The sequence below is a fragment of the Spirochaetia bacterium genome (genome assembly GCA_022482625.1).
Taxonomy (GTDB): Bacteria; Spirochaetota; Spirochaetia; order Sphaerochaetales; family Sphaerochaetaceae; genus Pleomorphochaeta.
In genome coordinates this window covers 2,238,743-2,259,246 of record JAKVOU010000001.1, presented here as the reverse complement: position 1 = coordinate 2,259,246, position 20,504 = coordinate 2,238,743, and the positions used below count along the sequence as shown (strand labels likewise).

16 protein-coding genes, 2 tRNA genes and 1 pseudogene are annotated in these 20,504 nt (G+C 46.6%); 6 read left to right on the top strand and 13 right to left on the bottom strand.

Annotated features, from left to right (window positions below):
• Positions 1–13 precede the first annotated feature (13 nt).
• From rpoB to LKE40_10200, 10 genes are all read right to left on the bottom strand, one after another.
• Entirely contained in the window at positions 14–3,595 is a 3,582-nt protein-coding gene (rpoB, locus tag LKE40_10245; protein MCH3917806.1) for a DNA-directed RNA polymerase subunit beta, read from the bottom strand.
• 187 nt (positions 3,596–3,782) lie between these two features.
• Positions 3,783–4,166 (bottom strand): 50S ribosomal protein L7/L12, encoded by a 384-nt coding sequence (rplL, locus tag LKE40_10240; protein MCH3917805.1) that lies wholly within the window; start codon positions 4,164–4,166, stop codon positions 3,783–3,785.
• Between the two features lie 80 nt (positions 4,167–4,246).
• The gene (gene rplJ, locus LKE40_10235; GenBank protein ID MCH3917804.1) at positions 4,247–4,780 is read right to left on the bottom strand and encodes a 50S ribosomal protein L10; all 534 of its coding nucleotides are present in this window, start codon (positions 4,778–4,780) and stop codon (positions 4,247–4,249) included.
• Positions 4,781–4,792: 12 nt separating this feature from the next.
• Positions 4,793–5,473 carry a 50S ribosomal protein L1 gene (gene rplA / locus LKE40_10230; protein ID MCH3917803.1) on the bottom strand — a complete coding sequence of 227 codons (681 nt, stop codon included), beginning with the start codon at positions 5,471–5,473 and terminating at the stop codon, positions 4,793–4,795.
• Between the two features lies 1 nt (position 5,474).
• Complete coding sequence (rplK, locus tag LKE40_10225; protein MCH3917802.1) at positions 5,475–5,906, bottom strand: 50S ribosomal protein L11; 432 nt, start codon at positions 5,904–5,906, stop codon at positions 5,475–5,477.
• Positions 5,907–6,096: 190 nt separating this feature from the next.
• Positions 6,097–6,660, bottom strand: coding sequence for a transcription termination/antitermination protein NusG (nusG, locus tag LKE40_10220; protein ID MCH3917801.1), 564 nt, complete (start codon positions 6,658–6,660; stop codon positions 6,097–6,099).
• Between the two features lie 18 nt (positions 6,661–6,678).
• Positions 6,679–6,858: a preprotein translocase subunit SecE gene (gene secE, locus LKE40_10215; protein ID MCH3917800.1), complete on the bottom strand. Its 180-nt coding sequence runs from the start codon at positions 6,856–6,858 to the stop codon at positions 6,679–6,681.
• Positions 6,859–6,894: 36 nt separating this feature from the next.
• Positions 6,895–6,968, bottom strand: a tRNA-Trp gene (locus LKE40_10210).
• Positions 6,969–6,998: 30 nt separating this feature from the next.
• Positions 6,999–7,175, bottom strand: a complete 177-nt coding sequence (gene rpmG, locus LKE40_10205; protein MCH3917799.1) for a 50S ribosomal protein L33 — start codon at positions 7,173–7,175, stop codon at positions 6,999–7,001.
• A gap of 35 nt (positions 7,176–7,210) precedes the next feature.
• A tRNA-Thr gene (locus LKE40_10200) sits at positions 7,211–7,282 on the bottom strand.
• A gap of 279 nt (positions 7,283–7,561) precedes the next feature.
• On the opposite strand from LKE40_10200, the gene LKE40_10195 reads away from it, so the two are divergent.
• Positions 7,562–9,433 (top strand): IS1634 family transposase, encoded by a 1,872-nt coding sequence (locus LKE40_10195; protein ID MCH3917798.1) that lies wholly within the window; start codon positions 7,562–7,564, stop codon positions 9,431–9,433.
• Between the two features lie 244 nt (positions 9,434–9,677).
• Positions 9,678–12,188, top strand: a complete 2,511-nt coding sequence (locus LKE40_10190; protein MCH3917797.1) for a glycogen/starch/alpha-glucan phosphorylase — start codon at positions 9,678–9,680, stop codon at positions 12,186–12,188.
• Between the two features lie 61 nt (positions 12,189–12,249).
• On the opposite strand, the pseudogene LKE40_10185 reads toward LKE40_10190, so the two are convergent.
• Positions 12,250–13,066: pseudogene (locus tag LKE40_10185) on the bottom strand (DUF554 domain-containing protein).
• A 36-nt stretch (positions 13,067–13,102) separates the two neighbouring features.
• Here LKE40_10185 and LKE40_10180 point away from each other — a divergent pair.
• Positions 13,103–13,687 carry a nucleotidyltransferase family protein gene (locus LKE40_10180; protein MCH3917796.1) on the top strand — a complete coding sequence of 195 codons (585 nt, stop codon included), beginning with the start codon at positions 13,103–13,105 and terminating at the stop codon, positions 13,685–13,687.
• Here LKE40_10180 and clpB read toward each other — a convergent pair.
• Both clpB and LKE40_10170 read right to left on the bottom strand, forming a co-directional pair.
• The gene (clpB, locus tag LKE40_10175; protein ID MCH3917795.1) at positions 13,654–16,218 is read right to left on the bottom strand and encodes an ATP-dependent chaperone ClpB; all 2,565 of its coding nucleotides are present in this window, start codon (positions 16,216–16,218) and stop codon (positions 13,654–13,656) included. The two genes, LKE40_10180 and clpB, sit on opposite strands and share 34 nt — an antisense overlap.
• Before the next feature lie 73 nt (positions 16,219–16,291).
• Positions 16,292–16,906: a TetR/AcrR family transcriptional regulator gene (locus tag LKE40_10170; GenBank protein ID MCH3917794.1), complete on the bottom strand. Its 615-nt coding sequence runs from the start codon at positions 16,904–16,906 to the stop codon at positions 16,292–16,294.
• A gap of 308 nt (positions 16,907–17,214) precedes the next feature.
• Between LKE40_10170 and iolG the strand changes: the two genes are divergently transcribed.
• The 3 genes from iolG to LKE40_10155 all read left to right on the top strand — a co-directional run bounded on the left by iolG (position 17,215) and on the right by LKE40_10155 (position 20,500).
• Entirely contained in the window at positions 17,215–18,234 is a 1,020-nt protein-coding gene (iolG, locus tag LKE40_10165) for an inositol 2-dehydrogenase (GenBank protein MCH3917793.1), read from the top strand.
• On the top strand, positions 18,231–19,019 hold the full coding sequence (locus tag LKE40_10160; protein ID MCH3917792.1) for a TIM barrel protein: 789 nt from the start codon (positions 18,231–18,233) through the stop codon (positions 19,017–19,019). Before iolG ends, LKE40_10160 begins: the two co-directional genes overlap by 4 nt.
• 335 nt (positions 19,020–19,354) lie before the next feature.
• A complete protein-coding gene (locus tag LKE40_10155) occupies positions 19,355–20,500 on the top strand; it encodes an IS110 family transposase (GenBank protein MCH3917791.1) in 1,146 nt (381 codons plus the stop codon).
• Positions 20,501–20,504: the final 4 nt, after the last annotated feature.

Sequence of the window (20,504 nt, the reverse complement as noted above, 5' to 3'; positions counted from 1 at the left end):
GTGTTACTCCTGCTTAGTTAAGAGGTGTTTTCTCTTTCTTTGCGATAAGCTCTTCGTCCCTTTCGGTAAGAGGAACCTGTTTGCCGTTTGTATCATAGACTGACATATCCAAAGCCAATCCCCTGATTTCCTGGACCAATACATTGAAAGCCTCAGGCATACCGGCTGCGGTAGCAGGTTCACCCTTGACAATGCTTTCATAGATCTTGACACGACCATTCATATCATCACTCTTGATGGTAAGAAGTTCCTGTAAGGTATTTGCAGCACCATAAGCTTCCAGAGCCCATACTTCCATTTCACCGAAACGTTGTCCGCCGAACTGCGCCTTACCTCCCAGTGGTTGCTGGGTAACAAGGGAATATGGTCCGGTTGAACGGGCATGCATCTTATCATCTACAAGGTGATGCAACTTGAGATAGTAGATATATCCGCAGAATACAGGATTGACAAATTGTTCGCCTGACCTTCCATCCCTAAGCATCGTCTTGCTGTTCTTAGGCAAGCCAGCCTTGACCATCTCAGCCTCAATCTGATCCATCGAAGCACTCTGGAATACAGGTGACGAATACCATTTGTCAAGAGCAACGGCAGCCCAACCAAGCTGGGTTTCCATAAGCTGTCCGATGTTCATTCGTGAAGGAACACCAAGAGGATTGAGACAGACATCCAACGGTGTACCGTCTTCCATATATGGCATATCCTCTTCCGGAAGAATCCTGGAAACAACACCCTTGTTTCCATGGCGTCCAGCCATCTTATCACCTTGCCGTAGCTTTCTCTTGGTTGCAATAAGCACCTTGACACTTTCATCTACACCAGGAGGAAGCTCATCGTTGTTTGACCGCTTCAACCGCTGGACATCAATGACGATACCCGTTGTCCCATGGGGGACCTTGAGGGAAGAATCCCTGACATCCTTGGCCTTTTCACCGAAGATTGAGTTAAGCAACTTGAATTCAGGAGTCGTATCACTTTCACTCTTCGGAGTAACCTTACCGACAAGGATAGAACCAGGATGCACATGCGTACCGATCTTGATGATTCCTTCACTGTCCAGCTGTTCCAGCATTTTTTCGCTGGTATTCGGAATATCACAAGTCAACTTCTCAGGGCCGAGTTTGGTTTCCCTTACATCAGTCGAATATTCCTTGATATGGATGGAAGTGAAAATATCATCCCTCACCACTTTTTCACTGATAAGGACTGCATCCTCATAGTTGTATCCGTTCCATGGAACGAACCCTACCAGGATATTCCTGCCCAAGGCAAGTTCACCATGCTGGGTAGCAGGACCATCAGCAAGGACTTCACCAGCTTCAACATGGTCACCCTTGCCTACCAACGGCTTCTGGTTGAAGCACGTATCCTGGTTGGTCCGTTGGAACTTCTGTACATGGTAAGTATCAACAAGACCTTCAATAGGAGCATTGTCAGGCTTGACGATGATATGATCAGAAGAAACATATTCAACAGTTCCCGCCCGTCTTGCCTTGATGAGGACACCGGAATCATAGGCAGTCTTTCCTTCCATGCCGGTACCTACGCGCGGTGTCTCAGGAAATACCAGAGGTACAGCCTGACGCTGCATGTTGGAACCCATCAGAGCTCTGTTTGCATCATCATGTTCAAGGAACGGAATAAGGGAGGCTGCAACGGATATTACCTGCTTAGGGCTGACATCCATGTACTTGATTTCCTTGGCAGTCCTTGTAGAATAATCACCGTTATGTCTGACAGGAATTTCCTTCTCTTGGAAATTGCCATCCCTGTCAACTTTCGCAGAAGCCTGAGCAATATAGTATTTCTCTTCGTCATTTGCATCCAAGTAACGATATTTCTTGGTTGCAACACCATCGACGACCTTTCGGTAAGGTGTTTCCAGAAAACCATACCGGTTGATCCTCGTATAAGTGGCAAGGGATAGGATAAGACCGATGTTCGGGCCTTCAGGCGTTTCAATGGGGCACATCCGTCCATAATGGGTATAATGGACATCACGTACTTCAAAACCTGCACGGTCCCTGGACAGACCACCGGGTCCCAAAGCATTGAGCCTTCTCTTGTGGGTAAGTTCAGACAAGGGATTGACCTGGTCCATGAACTGGGACAACTGGCTTGAACCGAAGAATTCCTTGATTGCTGCAACTATCGGCTTGATGGAAATAAGATCCTGGGGCCTGACGCTTTCAGACTCAAGGTTCATCCTTTCCTTTGCAATCCTTTCCATACGAGCAAAGGAACTCTTAAGTGCATTCTGAAGCAATTCGCCGACAGAACGGACACGACGATTACCAAGGTGGTCGATATCATCTATCGGACGCTCCCTGTTGTACACACGGATAAGATAAGCCATCGTATTGACGATGTCCTGTGGTTCAAGCACGGTCAAGTCAGTAGACGGCTCTTCATCGCTGTCATAATTGTCTGCACCGAACTTCTTGTTGAATTTATATCGGCCGACTGCTCCCAAGTCATAACGTCGGGATGAGAAAAACATATCAGGCAGATCTTTCTCTGCTCTTTCAACGGCAATCATCTCACCTGGCATCAGGACTGCATAGATAGCAGAAAGGACACTTTCTTTCGTCGGTTCGCCATTTTCGTCAAAAGTCAATTTGGAAGAAGCATTCTCAGCTTCCAGGCAGTTAAGGATCATCGGGCTGTTGAACGTATCCTTGTCATCCAGGTCAAAATGGACAGTGCTGACCTGTCTGACATCATTGTCAAACATTTCCTTGATTTCATGAGGATGCAACAGCATACCTGCCGTAAACAACAGCCGGTCCTGGCCTTCCTCATCCTTGACCCACACATCCTTTGCCAGATATTTTCCATCAAGGTCATCCTTGAACTGCTGGTCATCAACCATCTCAAGGTCATCGACTTTGTAGAATGCATTTATGATTTTCTCTCGGGTATCAATACCGATGGCACGTAGGAAAAGTGTACCCAAGATACGCTTCTTACGGTCAATCTTTGCCCCGATAAGGTCTTTCTTTTCATCAATTTCAAATTCAAGCCACGAGCCACGGTAAGGGATGATTCTTGAAGAATATACATCCTTGTCATGAGAAAAAATAACACCGGGAGACCTGTGGATCTGGGAAACGACGACACGCTCGGCACCATTGATTATGAAGGTACCACGTTCTGTCATGATAGGGATATCTCCGAAGAAGATTTCCTTCTCGCGAATTTCTCCGTCAGGAAGATCAAGGCTTATCTTTGCCTTGACGGGAACACAATAGGAACGGCCTTTCTTCTTGCATTCATCTTCCGAAAACTTGATATTTTCCACGTCGACCGCATGGCCGAGATAGTTAAGCCTCATCTCACCGTTGGGACTGTCAATCGGGAAGGTATTCTGAAATACTTCTTCCAATCCAGAGGGTTCATCGGCTTCACCGTCAATCGGTGCAGCTGGTACTGGAGTACCATTCTTCTGAGCCTCATACTCAGCCTTGATCTTATTGTAATGCAGGAATCTCTCATAAGAGTCCAATTGGACACCGATAAGATTCGGCAGCTCACAGACTTCGTAGAATTCAGAACCAATGTACGTGCGTTCTATGGATTTGCCTTTGGCAACCATCATGTACCCTCCAACTCAAATTATCGAAACCGTTCAGTCCCGTCTGGTGCAAGCACCTGATACTGTCCCCTGCAAAACAGAGGATGTCTAGACACGTCAGGCCACCCTGTCCGAGGTGGCTGTCCTTCTTCGCATAAGCGGGACCATGTCCAGGCGGCAGACCCTCCGGACATGGCCCTGAATATCGTTATTCAGCAGCAACGACTTCAACAGTAGCGCCTGCTTCTTCAAGCTTGCTCTTGAGTTCTGCAGCTTCTTCTTTGCTGACAGCTTCCTTGACTGCTTTACCACCTTCTTCACACATCGTCTTTGCTTCTTTGAGCCCAAGACCAGTAATAGCACGGACAGCCTTGATAGCAGCAATTTTCTTGGCAGCATCAACGGACTTCAAGATGACGTTGAACTCAGTCGGCTCTTCTGCTTCAGGTGCAGCTGCAGCAGCAGCACCGGGGGCTGCAACAGCAGCGGCAGCAGTGACGCCGAACTTTTCTTCCATCATTGAAATAAGTTCGGAAACTTCTAGGACAGACATGTTTGCAATGGATTCCAAAATTTCTTCTTTAGTAGCCATATTACCTTCTCCTTGAAAATAAATAAATTAATTTTTACAACACAATAATAGCAGGTTACGCTTGAAGACTAAGATTGTGTTCAGTTTTCAGTTGCAGCAGGAGCATCAGCTCCAGCTTCCAGTTTCTCTTTGTATGCCAACAGAGTTGCAGCCAACTTCTGGACAGGCGCCTTCATGGTTCCCATCAAAGAAGCAAGCAGTTCAAGCCTGCTTGGCAACTTGCTATAGGCTTCGATAGCAGTAGCATCATAGGGTTTGCCGTCAATCAAGGCACTCTTGACTACCAGCGGGTCACCATCGTCAATTGCAGCATACAGAGCCTTGGCGACTTCATTTGCCGTATCCTTCTTTGCAAGGGCAATTGCCGTAGCACCTGTAAGTTCCTTGTCGACACCTTCGATACCGAGGTCTTTCATTGCAATCCGTGCAAACCGGTTCTTCACAACACGGTAGGCTGCATCACACTTTCTCAATTCATTGCGAAGATCAGTGATCTGCTTGACGGTCATGCCGCGGAAATCGGTAAAGATATAGCCGCTGTACTGCGTAAATTCATCACGAAGAGCTTTGACAGCCTCTTCTTTAGCTGGCGTAATACGAGTCTTATAGTCCATCTCATCTTCTCCTTACAGCAGACCTGCAGTCGCAACATGGATACCAGGACCCATGGTGGAAGACATCGAAATCGAAATGATAAAGTCACCCTTTGCATCCGAAGGCTTCCTACGGATGATTTCCTTGAGTGCAACAGTTGCATTCTCGCTGACCTTTGTTGGTTCCATGCTTACCTTGCCGACGGCAATATGCACGACACCGGTCTTGTCAGAACGGAATTCAGTACGTCCCTGCTGAAGTTCAGCAAGAGCACCCTTCAAATCAAAGGTAACCGTGTGGGTCTTCGGGTTCGGCATCAAGCCACGTCTGCCCAATATCGGTCCCAGACGCCCTACATCCTTCATCATATCAGGAGTGGCAACAGCAATGTCAAAATCCATCCAGCCGCCACGGATCTTGTCAATCAAATCCGTATCACCGACATACATTGCTCCTGCAGCCTTTGCCTCATCGACCTTGTCACCTTTACAGAAAACAAGGATACGTTTCTGGGCTCCGAACTGGTTCGGCAGGACAACGGTATCACGGACAGTCTGGCTTTTCTTGAGAGAAAGTGCCACGGACAAGTCTACTGATTCATCGAACTTTGCATAAGACAGTTCCTTGATAAGCTGGGAAGCTTCGTCAAAGGTATAGAACTTGTCTGCTTCAACCTTCTTGATAGCATCTGTATACTTTTTTCCATGCTTCATCTTACTTACCTACCTCTACACCCATGCTTCTGCATGTTCCTGCGATAATCTTTTTTGCTGCTTCGATATCGTTGGCATTCAAGTCGGGCATCTTGGTAGTTGCGATTTCAGTCAATTGAGCATCTGTAATCGTTCCGACCTTTGCCTTGTTCGGAGTCCCGCTGGCTTTCTGCAGGCCAAGAGCCTTCTTTACAAGTACCGCAGCAGGCGGAGTCTTCAGAATAAATGTGAAGCTTCTGTCAGAATAGACGGTAATGATGACAGGAAGAATAAGTCCCGGTTCATAAGATTTTGTCTTGTCATTGAACTGCTGGACAAACTGTGGTGCACTGACACCATGAGGACCTAATGCAGGTCCGACCGGAGGCGCCGGTGTAGCTTTTTGGGCAGGACACTGCAATTTTATTACTGCAGTTACCTTTTTCTTTGCCATGTTTTTCTCCTTGCGTGGACAGGCCTGGTCTGAGTTGACCGAAAATTTCGGGCCTCCACGTGGTAATAACGCCTGTCATACGATCAGGCTCCCACCTTTCCGGAACCTACGTACCAGAGAGGAGTGTTAACAAAATGATGATGGAATTGTAAAAAAACAATATACAGTGACAGGCGACCATCAATCCCCGTTACTGTACCACCTTCTCGACCTGGTTGAAATCGACTTCAACAGGTGTAGAACGGCCAAAGATACCGACACAGACTGACAGCTTTCCTTTTTCCAAGCTGACCTTGTCGACAACTCCTGTGAAAGTGTCAAAGGGACCTTCAGTGATCCGGACCGTTTCCCCTACGCTGAACACCTGTCTAGGCTTGAACACCTTATCGGCAGGGACATCTCCCGTCCGCTGGAAAATGTTCTTCACTTCAGCATCGGTCAACGGTTTTGGTTTGGCATGTTCAGAAGTAGACAGGAAACCTGTTACGCCCTGGATACGCTTGATTTCACCGCACCAGACTTTCCAAGTACTGTCAGGAAGATCCAATTCGACAAGAATATAGCCAGGAAGGATTTTCTTCTTGACTTCTTTTTCCTTGTTTTCCTTGATTTCGACGACAGTCTCGAAAGGTACCTTCACAGCGGTACAGACCTCAGCAAAACGGGGATTTGATTCCCGGATCTTATTGATGGTCCTTTCAATCTTCTGTTCATATCCAGTGTAAGTATTTACGACATACCAGCCTTTTGCCATGACTATTCCTTATGCAGCCTAGAACAGCAGATACAGCAATTTCAGCAAGACAAAGTCAACCAAGCCAAGACCTAGGGCAAAGATAATCACGGAAATGACTACCACCTTGGTCGAAGTCAAGACTTCTTCCTTCGTCGGCCAAATCACTTTTGCAAGTTCCTGACGCGATTCCTTGAAAAAACTACCTATCTTGCTCATTATCTGCTCCTTGGATGGAAAAATTCAAGAAGCTGACAGGTCAAGTAGGATTCGAACCTACAACACCCGGTTTTGGAGACCAGTGCTCTAGCCGTTGGAGCTATTGACCTATAAGCTTCTCGAATATACTCAAATCTTACTTACTTGATCTTAGTTTCCCGATGCAGCGTATGCTTGTGGTCAAAAGGGCAATATTTGTTAAGTTCAAGTTTGCCCGGAGTATTACGGCGATTCTTTTCCGTAGTATAGTTTTTCCTCTTGCACTCCGTGCACTGCAATGCTATCTTTTCAACGGGACCTTTCTTTTTTCCTGCCATGATATGCTCCTCGGCAACAAATGCCTATATTTTAAAGCCCTCAAGCAGATTTGAACTGCTGACCCCCACCTTACCAAGGTGGTGCTCTACCGCTGAGCTATAAGGGCATATTACATGCGCCTTCTCTCTGCAACATGCTGGATTAACATAGCAACTCGGTTTTCTTTTGTCAATACTGTTCCCTCGCATTTTAGCATTAAAATCTCCCTTGTTTGACAGCTACTTTTTCAAAAATAGGAAACATTTTCTTTCTCAGTAAGTGATAATATCTTTTTTTATATTTTTTAGGTGTAGATTAATTGTACACACAGGGGACTCTTGCATAAACATGGGGAATCTGCCATACTTCCCGTTGTACCAAACCAGACAAGAAGGAAGGGCTTTATATGTATCTGTCCGTAATTCCACAAAAACGTTCCAATAAACACCGGATGTACATACGGGAATCGTATCGGGTGCATGGGGTCCAAAAGAAAAGGATCGTTGAAGATCTGGGGTTCGTTGAAGATTATCTGGATGTGTATGATGATCCGGTAGCTCACTTCAAGGAGATTGCAAGGAAGAAAACCTCTGAGAAGAATTATCTGAACGAAGAAGTCGAAGTCAAAATCAGGATCCATGATTTCCTTGGCAAACAGCAAATAGAAAAAACTGACTTCAGCAACAGAAAGAATCTGGGATACATCATCATTTCCCATTTCTACCACAAGTTGAAACTCGACAGGTTCATCAACAGCAGAAAGAGGTCAACCGATATCACATTCAATATGGACAAGGTCTTCCAGATGCTCATCTATGCAAGGATCATAAACCCGGATTCCAAGCTGGGGACCTTCAGCAGCAAGGAAACCTTCTTCGAACCGATGGATTTTGAACTGCAGCATGTGTATAGGACCTTGGATTATCTGTTCCGGTGGAGGTCAGGCCTGGTAAGGCATCTGAACAATCAGATGAAGAAGCAGTTCAAGAGGGATACCACGTTGATGTACTATGATGTCACCAATTACTACTTTGAGATCGATGGTCCCAAGGGGATGAAGCAAGGGGGCGTCTCCAAGGAGCATCGTCCCGGCCCGATAATCCAGATGGGCCTTTTCATGGATGACATGGGCGTTCCTGTAAGTTACCGGCTCTTTGATGGGAATACCAATGATTGTCTGACACTCCAGCCCAATATGGAAACGATCAGGGATGACCTTCAAATGGAAGACATTGTCGTCGTTGCAGACAAAGGCATGATGACGGGTGACAACAGGGGGAACATCCTCCTTGATCATAACGGCTATGTAATAAGCCATACGGTAAGGGGTGCTGATGCAGAGATGAAAGGCTGGGTAAAGGACCAGGATGATTACATCTGCCTTGATGTCCCGGAGAAAGAACAGCGGTATGAGAAGATAAGGAAAGGGAGAACGCCGGGAACAGGCAGTACTCCCCGGGTAAAAATGAAGGCGAGGTTTCATCCTGCAAGGATCAATGTCAAGGACAAGGAGACCGGGAAAACAAGCAAGGTATCAATCAATGAAAGGCAGATCGTCTATTATAGTCAAAAATTTGCAGACAAGGCGAAGAAGGACAGGGAAGATGCGATAAACAAGGCCATGAGATTCGTTGACAGCGGAAGTACTGCGGTCATGAACAACTATGGCAGCAATAAGTATATCAAGACTGATATCGTTGCAGCCGACGGGGAATCCCTTTCAAAGGCAGATTGCATAAGACCCTACTTCAACGAACAGAAACTGGAAGAAGATGAAATGCTTGACGGGTATTATGTCATCTGCACAAATGTAATCGGCCTGGATCCGGGTGACAGACCGCTGAATGCGAAAAGCAGGTTCTTAAAGGATAATTACTTCCAGTTGAACAAGACTGTAAGTGACCTTGATATCATTGAAATGTACCGGGGCTTATGGGAAATAGAAGAGACTTTCAAGATAACAAAGAGCTATTTGAATTTCAGGCCTGTCTTCCATAGCAAGGAAGAGCGCATAGAGGCCCATTTCCTCTCGTGTTTTGTGTCTTTGGTAATCACACGACTGATTGAACAGGCAGTTGAATCAAGATGGTCGACACTGCAAATCATTGAAAGTCTTCAAAAGGCTTCAGGGACTGAATTCGAAAACAACATGTATGTCTTTGATTATTATGATGACATCCTGGAAGCATTTGATAAAAAGCTGGGGACCCAATTCAAACGAAAATACATGACAAAAGGTGACTTGAAAAATATCATAGGAAAGATGAAAAAGGGTTAAAGTGCCCACAATTTTTCTACATTTATAAAATGGCTATAGATACTTACAGCAGTAGTATTTATAGCCTTCTTTAAGCCCCTGTAGCTGTTAAAGACAGGATACTGTTCCCTCGCATTTTAGCATTAAAATCTCTCCCGGCGTCGATTTTCAGCATATTGTCACTGACCTCATATTGTATCGGGGTTCTTCTGCCGATATAGTATACAAAGGATATACCTCTTTATTATATTCCAAGGAGCACAGTATGCAAGACAGACAGAAGACACGTTTCGGCCACGATACACGGGCTATTGTTGAAGATTATGCGGAACATCTGAAGTACAGCCTCGACGCTGATATCTATCACAATACAAAGGAAGGCCGCTATGAAGCCCTGGCAAGGTCCATTATGGACCGTATCGTACACCAATGGCATGCCAGCAGGGACCAGCAACGCAAATCAGATGCAAAAAGAGTGTATTACCTTTCGCTTGAATTCCTGATGGGCCGGGCAATGACCAACAATATCATCAATCTCGGTATACAGGATGAAGTGCTGAAAGCCATGAAGGAAATTGGGCAAAACTTTGAAGAACTGCAGGACATGGAGCCTGATGCCGGATTAGGCAACGGAGGCCTGGGCCGACTGGCAGCCTGTTTTCTCGATTCCTTGGCAACATTGGAAATCCCAGCATATGGGTACGGCATCAGATATAACTATGGCATATTCAGACAACAGATAAAGAACGGCTGGCAAGTCGAAGTACCCGACAGCTGGCTCAAAAACGGCAACCCTTGGGAAATCCCAAGAAGAGACCTGGTATTTCCTGTCCGTTTCGGAGGGGAAGTCAGGATCATCAGGGAAAATGACCGTGACAACTACAAATGGGTCGGAGGTGAAATCGTCAATGGCATGGCCTATGATGTACCGATTGTCGGTTATGGTTGCAAGACAATCAACTCACTGCGGCTTTGGTCAGCACAGGCAACCGAAGAATTCAACTTCAAGGAATTCAACGACGGCGATTACACGGAAGCAGTAAGGGCAAAGATTTCCGCCGAAAACCTTTCACAGGTACTCTATCCAAATGACACACGGTACATGGGAAAAGAGCTGAGGCTGAAACAGCAGTATTTCTTTGTTGCCTGCTCCTTGCAGGATATAATCAGACGTTTCAAGCAAAAACCTCACAGATGGGATGAATTCCCTTCCTGTGCTGCCATTCAACTGAATGATACGCATCCGAGTCTCGCTATTCCTGAGCTGATGAGGCTCCTCGTTGACATTGAACAGCTGCCTTGGGATGAAGCATGGGACATTACGACAAAGACAATGGGATATACCAACCACACCCTGATGCCTGAAGCCCTCGAAAAATGGCCATTGCCGATGATCAGCTCAATCTTACCCCGACATATGCAGATCATATTTGAAATCAATCACAGGTTCCTGCAGCAGGCAGTTTCTTTCTTTCCCATGCATCCCGAAAAGCTCGGCAAGATTTCCATCATTGAAGAAACAAATCCAAAGATGGTCCGGATGGCCAACCTTGCCATCATCGGCAGCCATAGCACAAATGGAGTTGCAGCCCTGCACAGCCAGCTGCTGAAGACAGAAATGTTCCCAGAATTCAACCAGATTTTCCCCGACAGGTTCAACAACAAGACAAACGGTATCACCCAAAGGCGCTGGTTGCTTGATGCCAATCCGGCTCTTGCGGCAAAGATAACAGAAGCAATCGGTGACGGATGGATTATAGATTTTGACCAAATCAAGAAATTGGCTCCCTTGGCTGATGACGCAGCATTCAGGGATGATTTCAAGAAAATCAAGCATCACTGCAAGGAAGAAGCTGCACGTTTCCTGAAGAAAGATACAGGCATCATCCTTGATCCCGAAACCATGGTCGATACCCAGGTCAAGCGAATACATGAATACAAACGCCAGCTGCTCAATGCCTTGAACATCCTGTTGATCTATTCCAAGTTGAAAAACGGAGAAATCAAAAAAGAAGACCTTCCTCCGACCACATTCTTTTTCGGTGGTAAGGCAGCGCCAGGTTACGTCAATGCAAAGCTGATCATCAAGTTCATCAACAATATTGCTTCGACAATAAATGCAGATCCCACGGTCAACAAAATCATCAATATTCATTTCCTGCCGAACTACAGAGTTACGATGGCAGAATCAATTATTCCTGCAACCAATTTGTCTCAGCAGATTTCCACTGCCGGGACCGAGGCTTCAGGAACAGGCAACATGAAGTTCATGTGTAACGGAGCCTTGACCATCGGTACAATGGACGGAGCAAATATTGAAATGGCAGAATGTGCAGGAAAAGAAAATCTGTTTATTTTCGGAAATACCGAGCAACAGATAGAAGAACTGCGGGGCCATTATAATCCCTATGACTATGTGCTTAATGACCCAGCCATACGGAACATGGTTCAGCTAGTCTCCAGCGGCTATTTCAATGTAGACGAACCAAACATCTTTGATCCATTGATGCATTCCCTGCTCAAGGAAGGGGATCGTTATTTCATCTTCGCAGATCTAGGGATGTACCACAAAGCACATAATGAAGCCATGATGCTTTATAAAAAAGATGAAGATGAATGGAACCGACGGGCAATCCTCAATATAGCGGCTTCCGCAAAATTCTCTTCTGACAGAACCATCATGGAATACGCAAAGGATATCTGGCATGTCAAGAAGTGCCCGGTATCAACTGCTCCTGATGCCGAAACAGCCATAGAAACAGCAAAGAAACTTTGACCACTACTGCCATTCCTTGCAAACAGGGAATGGCAGTTTATCGGGACTGAAACATAAAAGGTCAGTTCAGTGCCGGTATCAAAGCAACAATATAAGGTGATAAAGCAACCAAAAGCGGAGCTATGAACATGCCAAGAAGATAATCTGCTGTCTTGAAATGCTTTATATCCAACAAAGAAAAGGCAATCATGATTATCAGGATACCACCGACTGCTGACAGTTCGTTGATTCCTGTCTTGCCAAGGAGGGGCGCAAGCCAGCTTCCAGCCAATGTAAAGAATCCTTGGTACACCAATATGAACAAGCTGCTGAACAGGACTCCTACCCCATAGGCAGCAGCCAAGACAATAGCCATACTTCCATCAAGGACAGATTTGACCAAAATCAACCGATAATCACCGGAAGTTCCTGCTTGGATGGAACCTACTATGCTCATTGCACCGGAACAGAAAAGGAATAGAAGCATTGAGAAAACCGACAGCAAAAGTAGCGGATCCCTCACCCTTGCCTTTCAGGCTTTTTGCCTCCAGCCAATTGCCAAGATGCAATATATGATCTTCAAGATGCAACGCATATCCTATCAGTCCTCCGATGACAACCGAAAACAGCATGATCAGAAACGAGGTCGTTTTCAGGGCCATTGACATCCCGATGACCAATGTCACTATTCCTGCACTGGTCGTCACTACGGACTTAAAGCCAGAAGAAAGCCTTTTCTTTATCAACAGCCCAAGCAAGGAACCGATAATGACAGTAAGACAGTTTACAAATGTAGGAAACACAAAAAAGCTCCTTTTCCCCAAAGTCTTATGCTTGAAACATTGAGATTTTGAGTTATTATAGCAAAAGGAAGTGAAAATGAAAGCCAGCAACAACATATTATTCCCAGTAAGGAAAAAAAACAGGAAAGTCTCATGAAAGCCATCTTGTTGGCAGCTGGACTCTCCTCCAGAATGAAAGCAACAAAGCTTTTGCTTCCTTTCCAAGGCATTCCATTGATCCTAATCGCGTTGCGGGCATGCAATGAAGCAGGGCTGGACCCCATTGTGGTAACAGGTTCCCACAGGCAGGATATTGAAAAGACCATCAGCAAATGGAAAAAGCCAGTTTCTCTGGTTTATAATCCTGATTTTCAAAAGGGACAGTTATCCTCCATCCAGGCCGGTATCGCGCTGTTGGAAAACGATGAACCCTTTTTCATAACCGTCAGCGACCTGCCGCTTCTTCGAGGCAGGCACTACCTGACCTTGATTCCTTTGCTTGAAAGACATGAAGCAGTTCGTCCGAAAGTCAATGGTACTTTCGGGCATCCGGTACTGCTTGACGGAAAACTACGGGACTCTATCATATCATGGAAACCGGCAGACATGGAAAAAGGTCTAGGTTCCTTCCTCAGGGGAAGGGATACCCAGACCTTCATATCAGACGACACTGCTTATATCACCGATATCGACACACCACAGGCTTACTCCTTGTTGACGACAAGTTCACCCCGCTGAAAGCTCAGTTTGATGACAGATCCTTCGGGGAAACGCCCTCCAAGTATCATCTTGGCCAACGGGTTTTCCACTAATCGTTGGATTGCCCTCCGTATAGGCCGGGCTCCGAAATCAGCATTGTAACCTGCAGCAAAGACTGCATCGACGACGGAAGGATCCCATTCAAGCTTCAGCCTGCGGATCTTCAACCTATCTGCCAGCTCCTGGAGCTGCAAGGTCACTATCTGTTTGACCTGAGGTTGTCCAAGCTTATGGAAGACAACGATCTCATCGATACGGTTGATGAACTCCGGCTTGAAGGTATGCTTGATGATTTCCTTTACCTGGGCATCCCCTTCTTCCTCAGTGCGGGCTTCAAGAAGCTCCCGTGCTCCGAGGTTACTTGTCATGATGATTACCGTATTGGTAAAATCCACGACCCTACCTTGTCCATCAGTCAGGCGGCCGTCATCAAGGACCTGGAGAAGGATGTTGAAGACATCAGGGTGTGCCTTTTCTATCTCGTCAAACAGGATGACAGAATAAGGCCGCCTGCGTACGACTTCGGTCAGCTGGCCTCCCTGGTCATATCCCACATACCCGGGAGGAGCCCCGATGAGCCTGGATACGGAATATTTTTCCATATACTCGCTCATATCTATCCTTTCCAAGGCCTTCGGATCATCAAACAGAAATTGGGCCAACACCTTGGCAAGCAACGTCTTGCCTACACCCGTAGGACCGGCAAACAGGAAAGAACCCAAAGGCCTGTTTGCATCACTGATGCCAGTCTTGTTTCTTCTTATGGCATCACTGATGGCAGCAATCGCCTGATCCTGTCCAATGACTTGCTTGGAAAGCGAATCCTCAAGATGCAGATACTTTTGCATCTCGCTTTGTTTCATCTTTGAAACGGGAATACCCGTCCAATTGGATACAATCCTTTCCATATCTTCTTCGTCGACTTCTTCTTTCAGCATTGACTTGGAATCTAACACTTTCGACTGTTCCTCGATAGCCTTCTGGACCTCTGGGATCTTTCCGTGCTTGATCATAGCAGCCTGCTCAAAATCACCGTTTCTTTCAGCCTGAGCTTCTTCCGTCTTCAGCTGTTCAAGTTCAGCCTTATGGTCACGGAGCAAAGCAATGGCAGATTTTTCATTCTGCCACTGGGCATTCATCACTTGCTGACGTCCTTTCAATCCAGACAGTTCACTTTCAATTTTCTTCAGCCGCTGGATGCTGGCCTCATCAGTTTCCTTGGAAAGAGCCTGTTTCTCGATATTGAGTTGCAGGATCTTGTGGTTGAGCTTATCAAGTTCTTCCGGTTGACTTTCAATCTCAATCTTCAGCTGGCTTGCAGCTTCATCGACCAAATCAATAGCCTTGTCGGGAAGGAAACGGTTGGTAATGTACCTGTTGCTGAGTACTGCAGCAGCTACCAAGGCTTCATCCTTGATTCGCACTCCATGGTGCACCTCATATTTTTCCTTGAGCCCACGGAGAATGGCAATGGTATCCTCTACCGTCGGTTCCTTGGTATATACAGGTTGGAACCTTCTTTCCAGGGCCTTGTCTGGTTCGATGTACTTCCGGTACTCATCCAATGTCGTAGCTCCGATTGCATGCAATTCACCTCTTGCAAGCGCAGGCTTGATCATATTGGAAGCATCCGTAGAACCTTCTGCAGCGCCGGCACCGACGATAGTATGCAATTCATCAATGAAAAGGATGATCTGTCCTTCACTGCGGACAATTTCATTGACGACAGATTTGAATCTTTCTTCAAATTCACCCCGGAACTTTGCTCCGGCAAGCAACGATCCCATATCAAGGGAAAGCAATTTCTTCCCTTGGAGCGATTCAGGTACATCACCGGAAACAATCCTTTGGGCAAGCCCCTCGACAATGGCAGTCTTACCGACCCCTGGCTCCCCGATGAGTACGGGATTGTTTTTTGTCCTTCTCGAAAGCACCTGCATCAGACGGCGGATTTCATCATCCCTTCCGATCACAGGGTCAAGTTTGCCGCTACGGGCTTTCTTCGTCAGGTCAACACAGTATTTCTCAAGGCTCTTGTAACGGCTCTCAGGATCATTGCTGGTAATCCTCTGCCCACCTCTGATATCTTTCAAGGCCTCAAGGAGGTTCGCTTTGCTGACACCAAGAGAAGTCAGCAAATGGGCAGCATTTCCGTCACTGGACAATACCGCCAGTAAAAAATGCTCCGCACTTATATACTCGTCCTTGAATTTGCTGCTTTCCTTTTCCGCATCATAGAGAATGTTTCCACATTCCTGAGAAAGGGAAAGGTTGGCATTTCCCCCATATGCCTTGGGAAGTTTGTCAACAAGATCCTGCAGCCCCTGTTCGACAGCAGAAGGCGCAACGCCTATCTTTTCAAACAAAGGCCCGAGCAGACCTTCTTTCTGCTGCAGCAACGCCAACAGCACATGTTCGGTGGTAATCTCAGGATTACCTGCCTCATGGGCAATCGAACCAGCTGATTGGATTGCTTCCTTCAGCTTGATCGTCAATGATTCCATATCCATAGTTCTATCCTTTGGTACTCACCCCTGAGCAGTGCAAAAGATACTCAAAAAACCAGAAATCGACAAGAAAATGTTATTTCCCGTGACGGTCAGTGTTCTTGAAGAATTCAAGATACGTATGAATCAGTTCTTTGTTCTTATCAGCATTCGGCAACTCCAGAAAAGCAAGCTCAATACAGAAAGACTCAATGAGCAGGACAAGATGGTCAGTAACCATATTGATGTCACAATCAGGTTTCAGATCTCCGTTCTGTATACCATACCTCAAAAGCCGCTTGAACAGAATATTGAGTTTTGCAGTACGTCGAAGGATGATGGCATTGAAATCCTGCCCTTCCTTGCGCATATCAAGCATGACATCAACCAAGGAAATCAATTCCGCACTATGTACAAGACCAGTGTCGATGATATCTCCGCAGATCCAGTTGATCTTATCCAATACATTGTCAGTATTATCCCAGGCATGTTCGACATATTTTGCAAACATACGGCCGGTTACCAGCTTTACTGCATAGTAGTAGATCTCTTTCTTGTCCCTGAAATACTGATAGATAGTAGGACGTGAAATGCCACAACGTTGCGCAATCAATGAAAGATTCGAATCTTTATACCCCTCTTCTGCAAAAACCTTCAGGGCCATTGCCAGGATCATTTCTTTTCTTTCTTCATGATCTATCTTCTTCGGCATTACCGTCTCCTTGCTGTATGTCATGAATTGACCGTCAATATTATGACATATTACTAGCCAAGTGTCAAAAACCAAAGATCATTTTCGGTTTTTCCTTGTCATAAAGAAACATTTGCTTAGGTTATTGCCAAAAATCATCTTATATAAATGTTCCCTAATAGGTAAAAATATCCTAGAAAGCATGCCATTGTCTAAAAATAATAAAGAAGATTTCTACATTTTTGCATTGTGAACAGGGTTTTCCTAAGGTATCATAGAATCATCAAAGTAAGTATATTTAAAAATAATTATTTAAGGAAAAAGAACTTATGAATAAAATAAATATCGGAGTAATCGGTGCGGGAAGAATTGGAAAAGTGCATATACACAATATTACATCTTCAATTCCAGCAATGCACATAAAGACTGTTGTAGACCCATATATTACTGATACATCACGCAGCTTCATCAAACAATGCGGAATTCCAAACATTTCCGAAGATCCTAAAGACATATTCAATGATCCTGAAATAAATGCAGTCCTGATCTGTTCATCTACCGATACTCATGCACAGTTTATTATTGACGCTGCAAAGGCAAAAAAGAACATTTTCTGCGAAAAGCCAATAGCCTATGATCTGGAAAAGGTCAAGCAAGCCATTGCAGAGGCAGAGAAGGCAAAAGTAAAACTTCAGATAGGGTTCTGCAGAAGATTTGACCATAACCACAGGGCAGTCCATGACATCGTGGAAAAAGGGCAGATAGGCAAGGTACAGGTCATAAGGATTACCTCAAGGGATCCTGAACCTCCTGCCATCGAATATGTAAAAGCATCCGGAGGAATCTTTTATGATATGATGATCCATGATTTCGACATGGCCCGTTTCCTAGCAGGAAGCGAAGCAAAGGAAGTCTATGCTGACGGAGCTGTACTGATAGATTCCGCAATTGGAGAAGCGGGAGATGTCGATACTGCCGCCGCAATGGTCAGATTTGAAAATGGCGTAATCGCTATAATTGACAACAGTAGGAAGGCTGTCTATGGTTATGACCAACGGGTAGAAGTACTTGGATCGGAAGGCATGGCATACGATACGAACGACCTTCCCGATACGGCAGTTGTGTCCAAAGGAAAAGCGACACTGTGTGAGCATACATATACGGTCATGTGGGATCGTTACGCAGCTGCTTTCGTAGAAGAAATGAAAGCTTTTGCCACTGCACTTATCAATGGTACGGAAGTTCCGGTCCCAGGGGAAGAAGGTCTTTATCCCATACTGATGGCTACAGCTGCAAACAGGTCTCTGAAAGAACACAGGCCTGTGAAAATATCGGAGGTTGAAGAATGAGTCTGGAAAAATGTGCATGCATTGATACCCTTTATACGGAAATTCCCTTTGAAAAAAGGTTCTCGGCAGCAGCAAAAGATGGATTTGCGGCCATTGAATTCTGGGATTGGAGAAACAAGAATCCACAGGAATTAAAGGAACTGGCCGAAGCTGCCGGAGTTGCAATCAACGGCTTCAATGGAGATGCTGACTATTCCTTGGTCGATCCTACACATTTCGATAAATACCTGGAATATCTCAGGCAATCAGTCGATTTTGCCTGTCAGTGTAAAGCTAGTGCGGTAACTATACATTCCAATGCTTTGGGAGAAGGTGGATTTGTGGTCAACCATTACGATGACCTCTCTGATACCGTCAAACTTTGCTCAATGTACCGAACGCTGGAGAAATGTGCTGAAATTGCCGAAAGTTCCGGCATATCAATGAACCTAGAAGCCCTTAATGTCAAAGTCGATCATGTTGGTAATTTTCTCAAGCATACTCAGATGGCAGCAGAAATCATCAGGCTTATAGGATCAAACAAATTGCATATTCTCTATGATGTCTACCACATGCAGTTGAATGAAGGTTGTCTGTGTGACACCATCAGTACCTACTGTGATACCATCGGGCATATTCATATTGCGGATGCCCCAGGCAGACATGAACCGGGGACAGGTGAAATCAACTATGGTGCGATAGTCAGCACGCTGGAGGCAAACGGCTATCGAGGACGGTTGGGATTTGAGCTTTTCCCTAAGGCCGACACAGCATCTGCAGTACGGGCCATTATGAAATACTGCTAAAACAACAATAGACAACAAAAGGAAATAAAATAATATCAACCTTGCCTTTCAGGCAACAGGTAAGGTTTGTATTGCAAAAAGGAGGAGTGATAAAAAGTAAATAGTTGGTGATTACCTAGGAGCTGGAGGGTCTATACTGGAAGGTACAGGCAGGAAGGCTGAGATGCAAGTCCGGCATATCTAATGGCACTTGATGTCGCAAAGGAGAATGGAAGGGTTTACATCGAATCACTCAGTGGTCCGCCGCAGCGATGCGGCTGAGGCCGGATAGGAGATTGGAAGGAATCACCGAACGGAAGCCGTCCTGCCCGGAAACTGAAGCGAGGAGGCCTGATATGGCAAACGGCATGGAAGAAGGGACGGAGAGGCTGGACGTAGGCGTGGACCTGCACAAGACGCAGGTGACGGTATGCGTCCTTGCGGACGGAGACGAGGAAAGGCCCGTGGAGGAGAAGGCATACGTCACCAGGGGGCATGACGGGCTGGGACAGCTGGCAGCGAGGCTGCATGGCCTGCAGGAGGCATACGGCTGCCCGGTACGGCTTGCCGTGGAGACGACGGGCAACGCCCGGTACTTCAAGAACAGGTTCGAGAAGGAAGGCTTTGCCGTGACGGTGGTGAACACGAACAGGTTCAAGGTCATCAGCGAGAGCACGAGCAAGAACGACAGGAACGACGCGAGGACGCTGGCCTACTACCTGTACAAGGACATGCTCCCGCAGAGCCACCTGTGCGACCAGCAGAGCGAGGAGGCCAGGCGGCTGCTGAAGGCCAGGAGCATCCTGGTGAGCACGCAGGTGAAGGTGAAGAACCAGGTCCACGGGATGATGCTCGGCTACGGGGTCGACACGAGGCACAGCCAGCTGCAGAGCAAGAGGAAGCGGCAGGGACTGCTGAAAGATCTCGAAGACCATGGATTCACGCAGACCGCCGCCGCTTCGCTCAAGCTTCTGTTCGGCATTATAGACGACCTGGCGGAGCAAATCAAGGCAGTGGAGAAGCAGCTGGCCGAGACGGCCGGGGAGAACGAGGACGTGGCGCTGCTCAGGACGGTGCCGGGGATCGGCGCGGTCACGGCGATGACGATTGCGGCCTATGCGGGTGACCTGCAGGGACGGTTCGGGGGAGACTTCAGGAAGTTTGCCTCGTATGCGGGGCTGGTGCCGTCGGTACACAACTCGAACGACACGGTCCTGCTGGGGAGGATAACGAAGCACGGGCCGCAGATGCTGCGCACGGCGCTGGTACAGGCGACGATGGGGATGCTGCGGCTGTCCAAGAAGACGGGCAGCTGGCGGCTGATGGTGGCTTACCGAAGGATGAAGGAAACGAAGGGGTCGGGGAAGTCCATCATAGCCACGACGCGTAAGCTGGCGAGGGTCATCTTTGCGATCCTGAACAGCAGGAGGCCGTTCGACGAATCCCTGATGGTAAGGGAAGTCGGGGGGTCACTGAGTGCGGAGGAGGTCATAGGGGCCTAAAGGT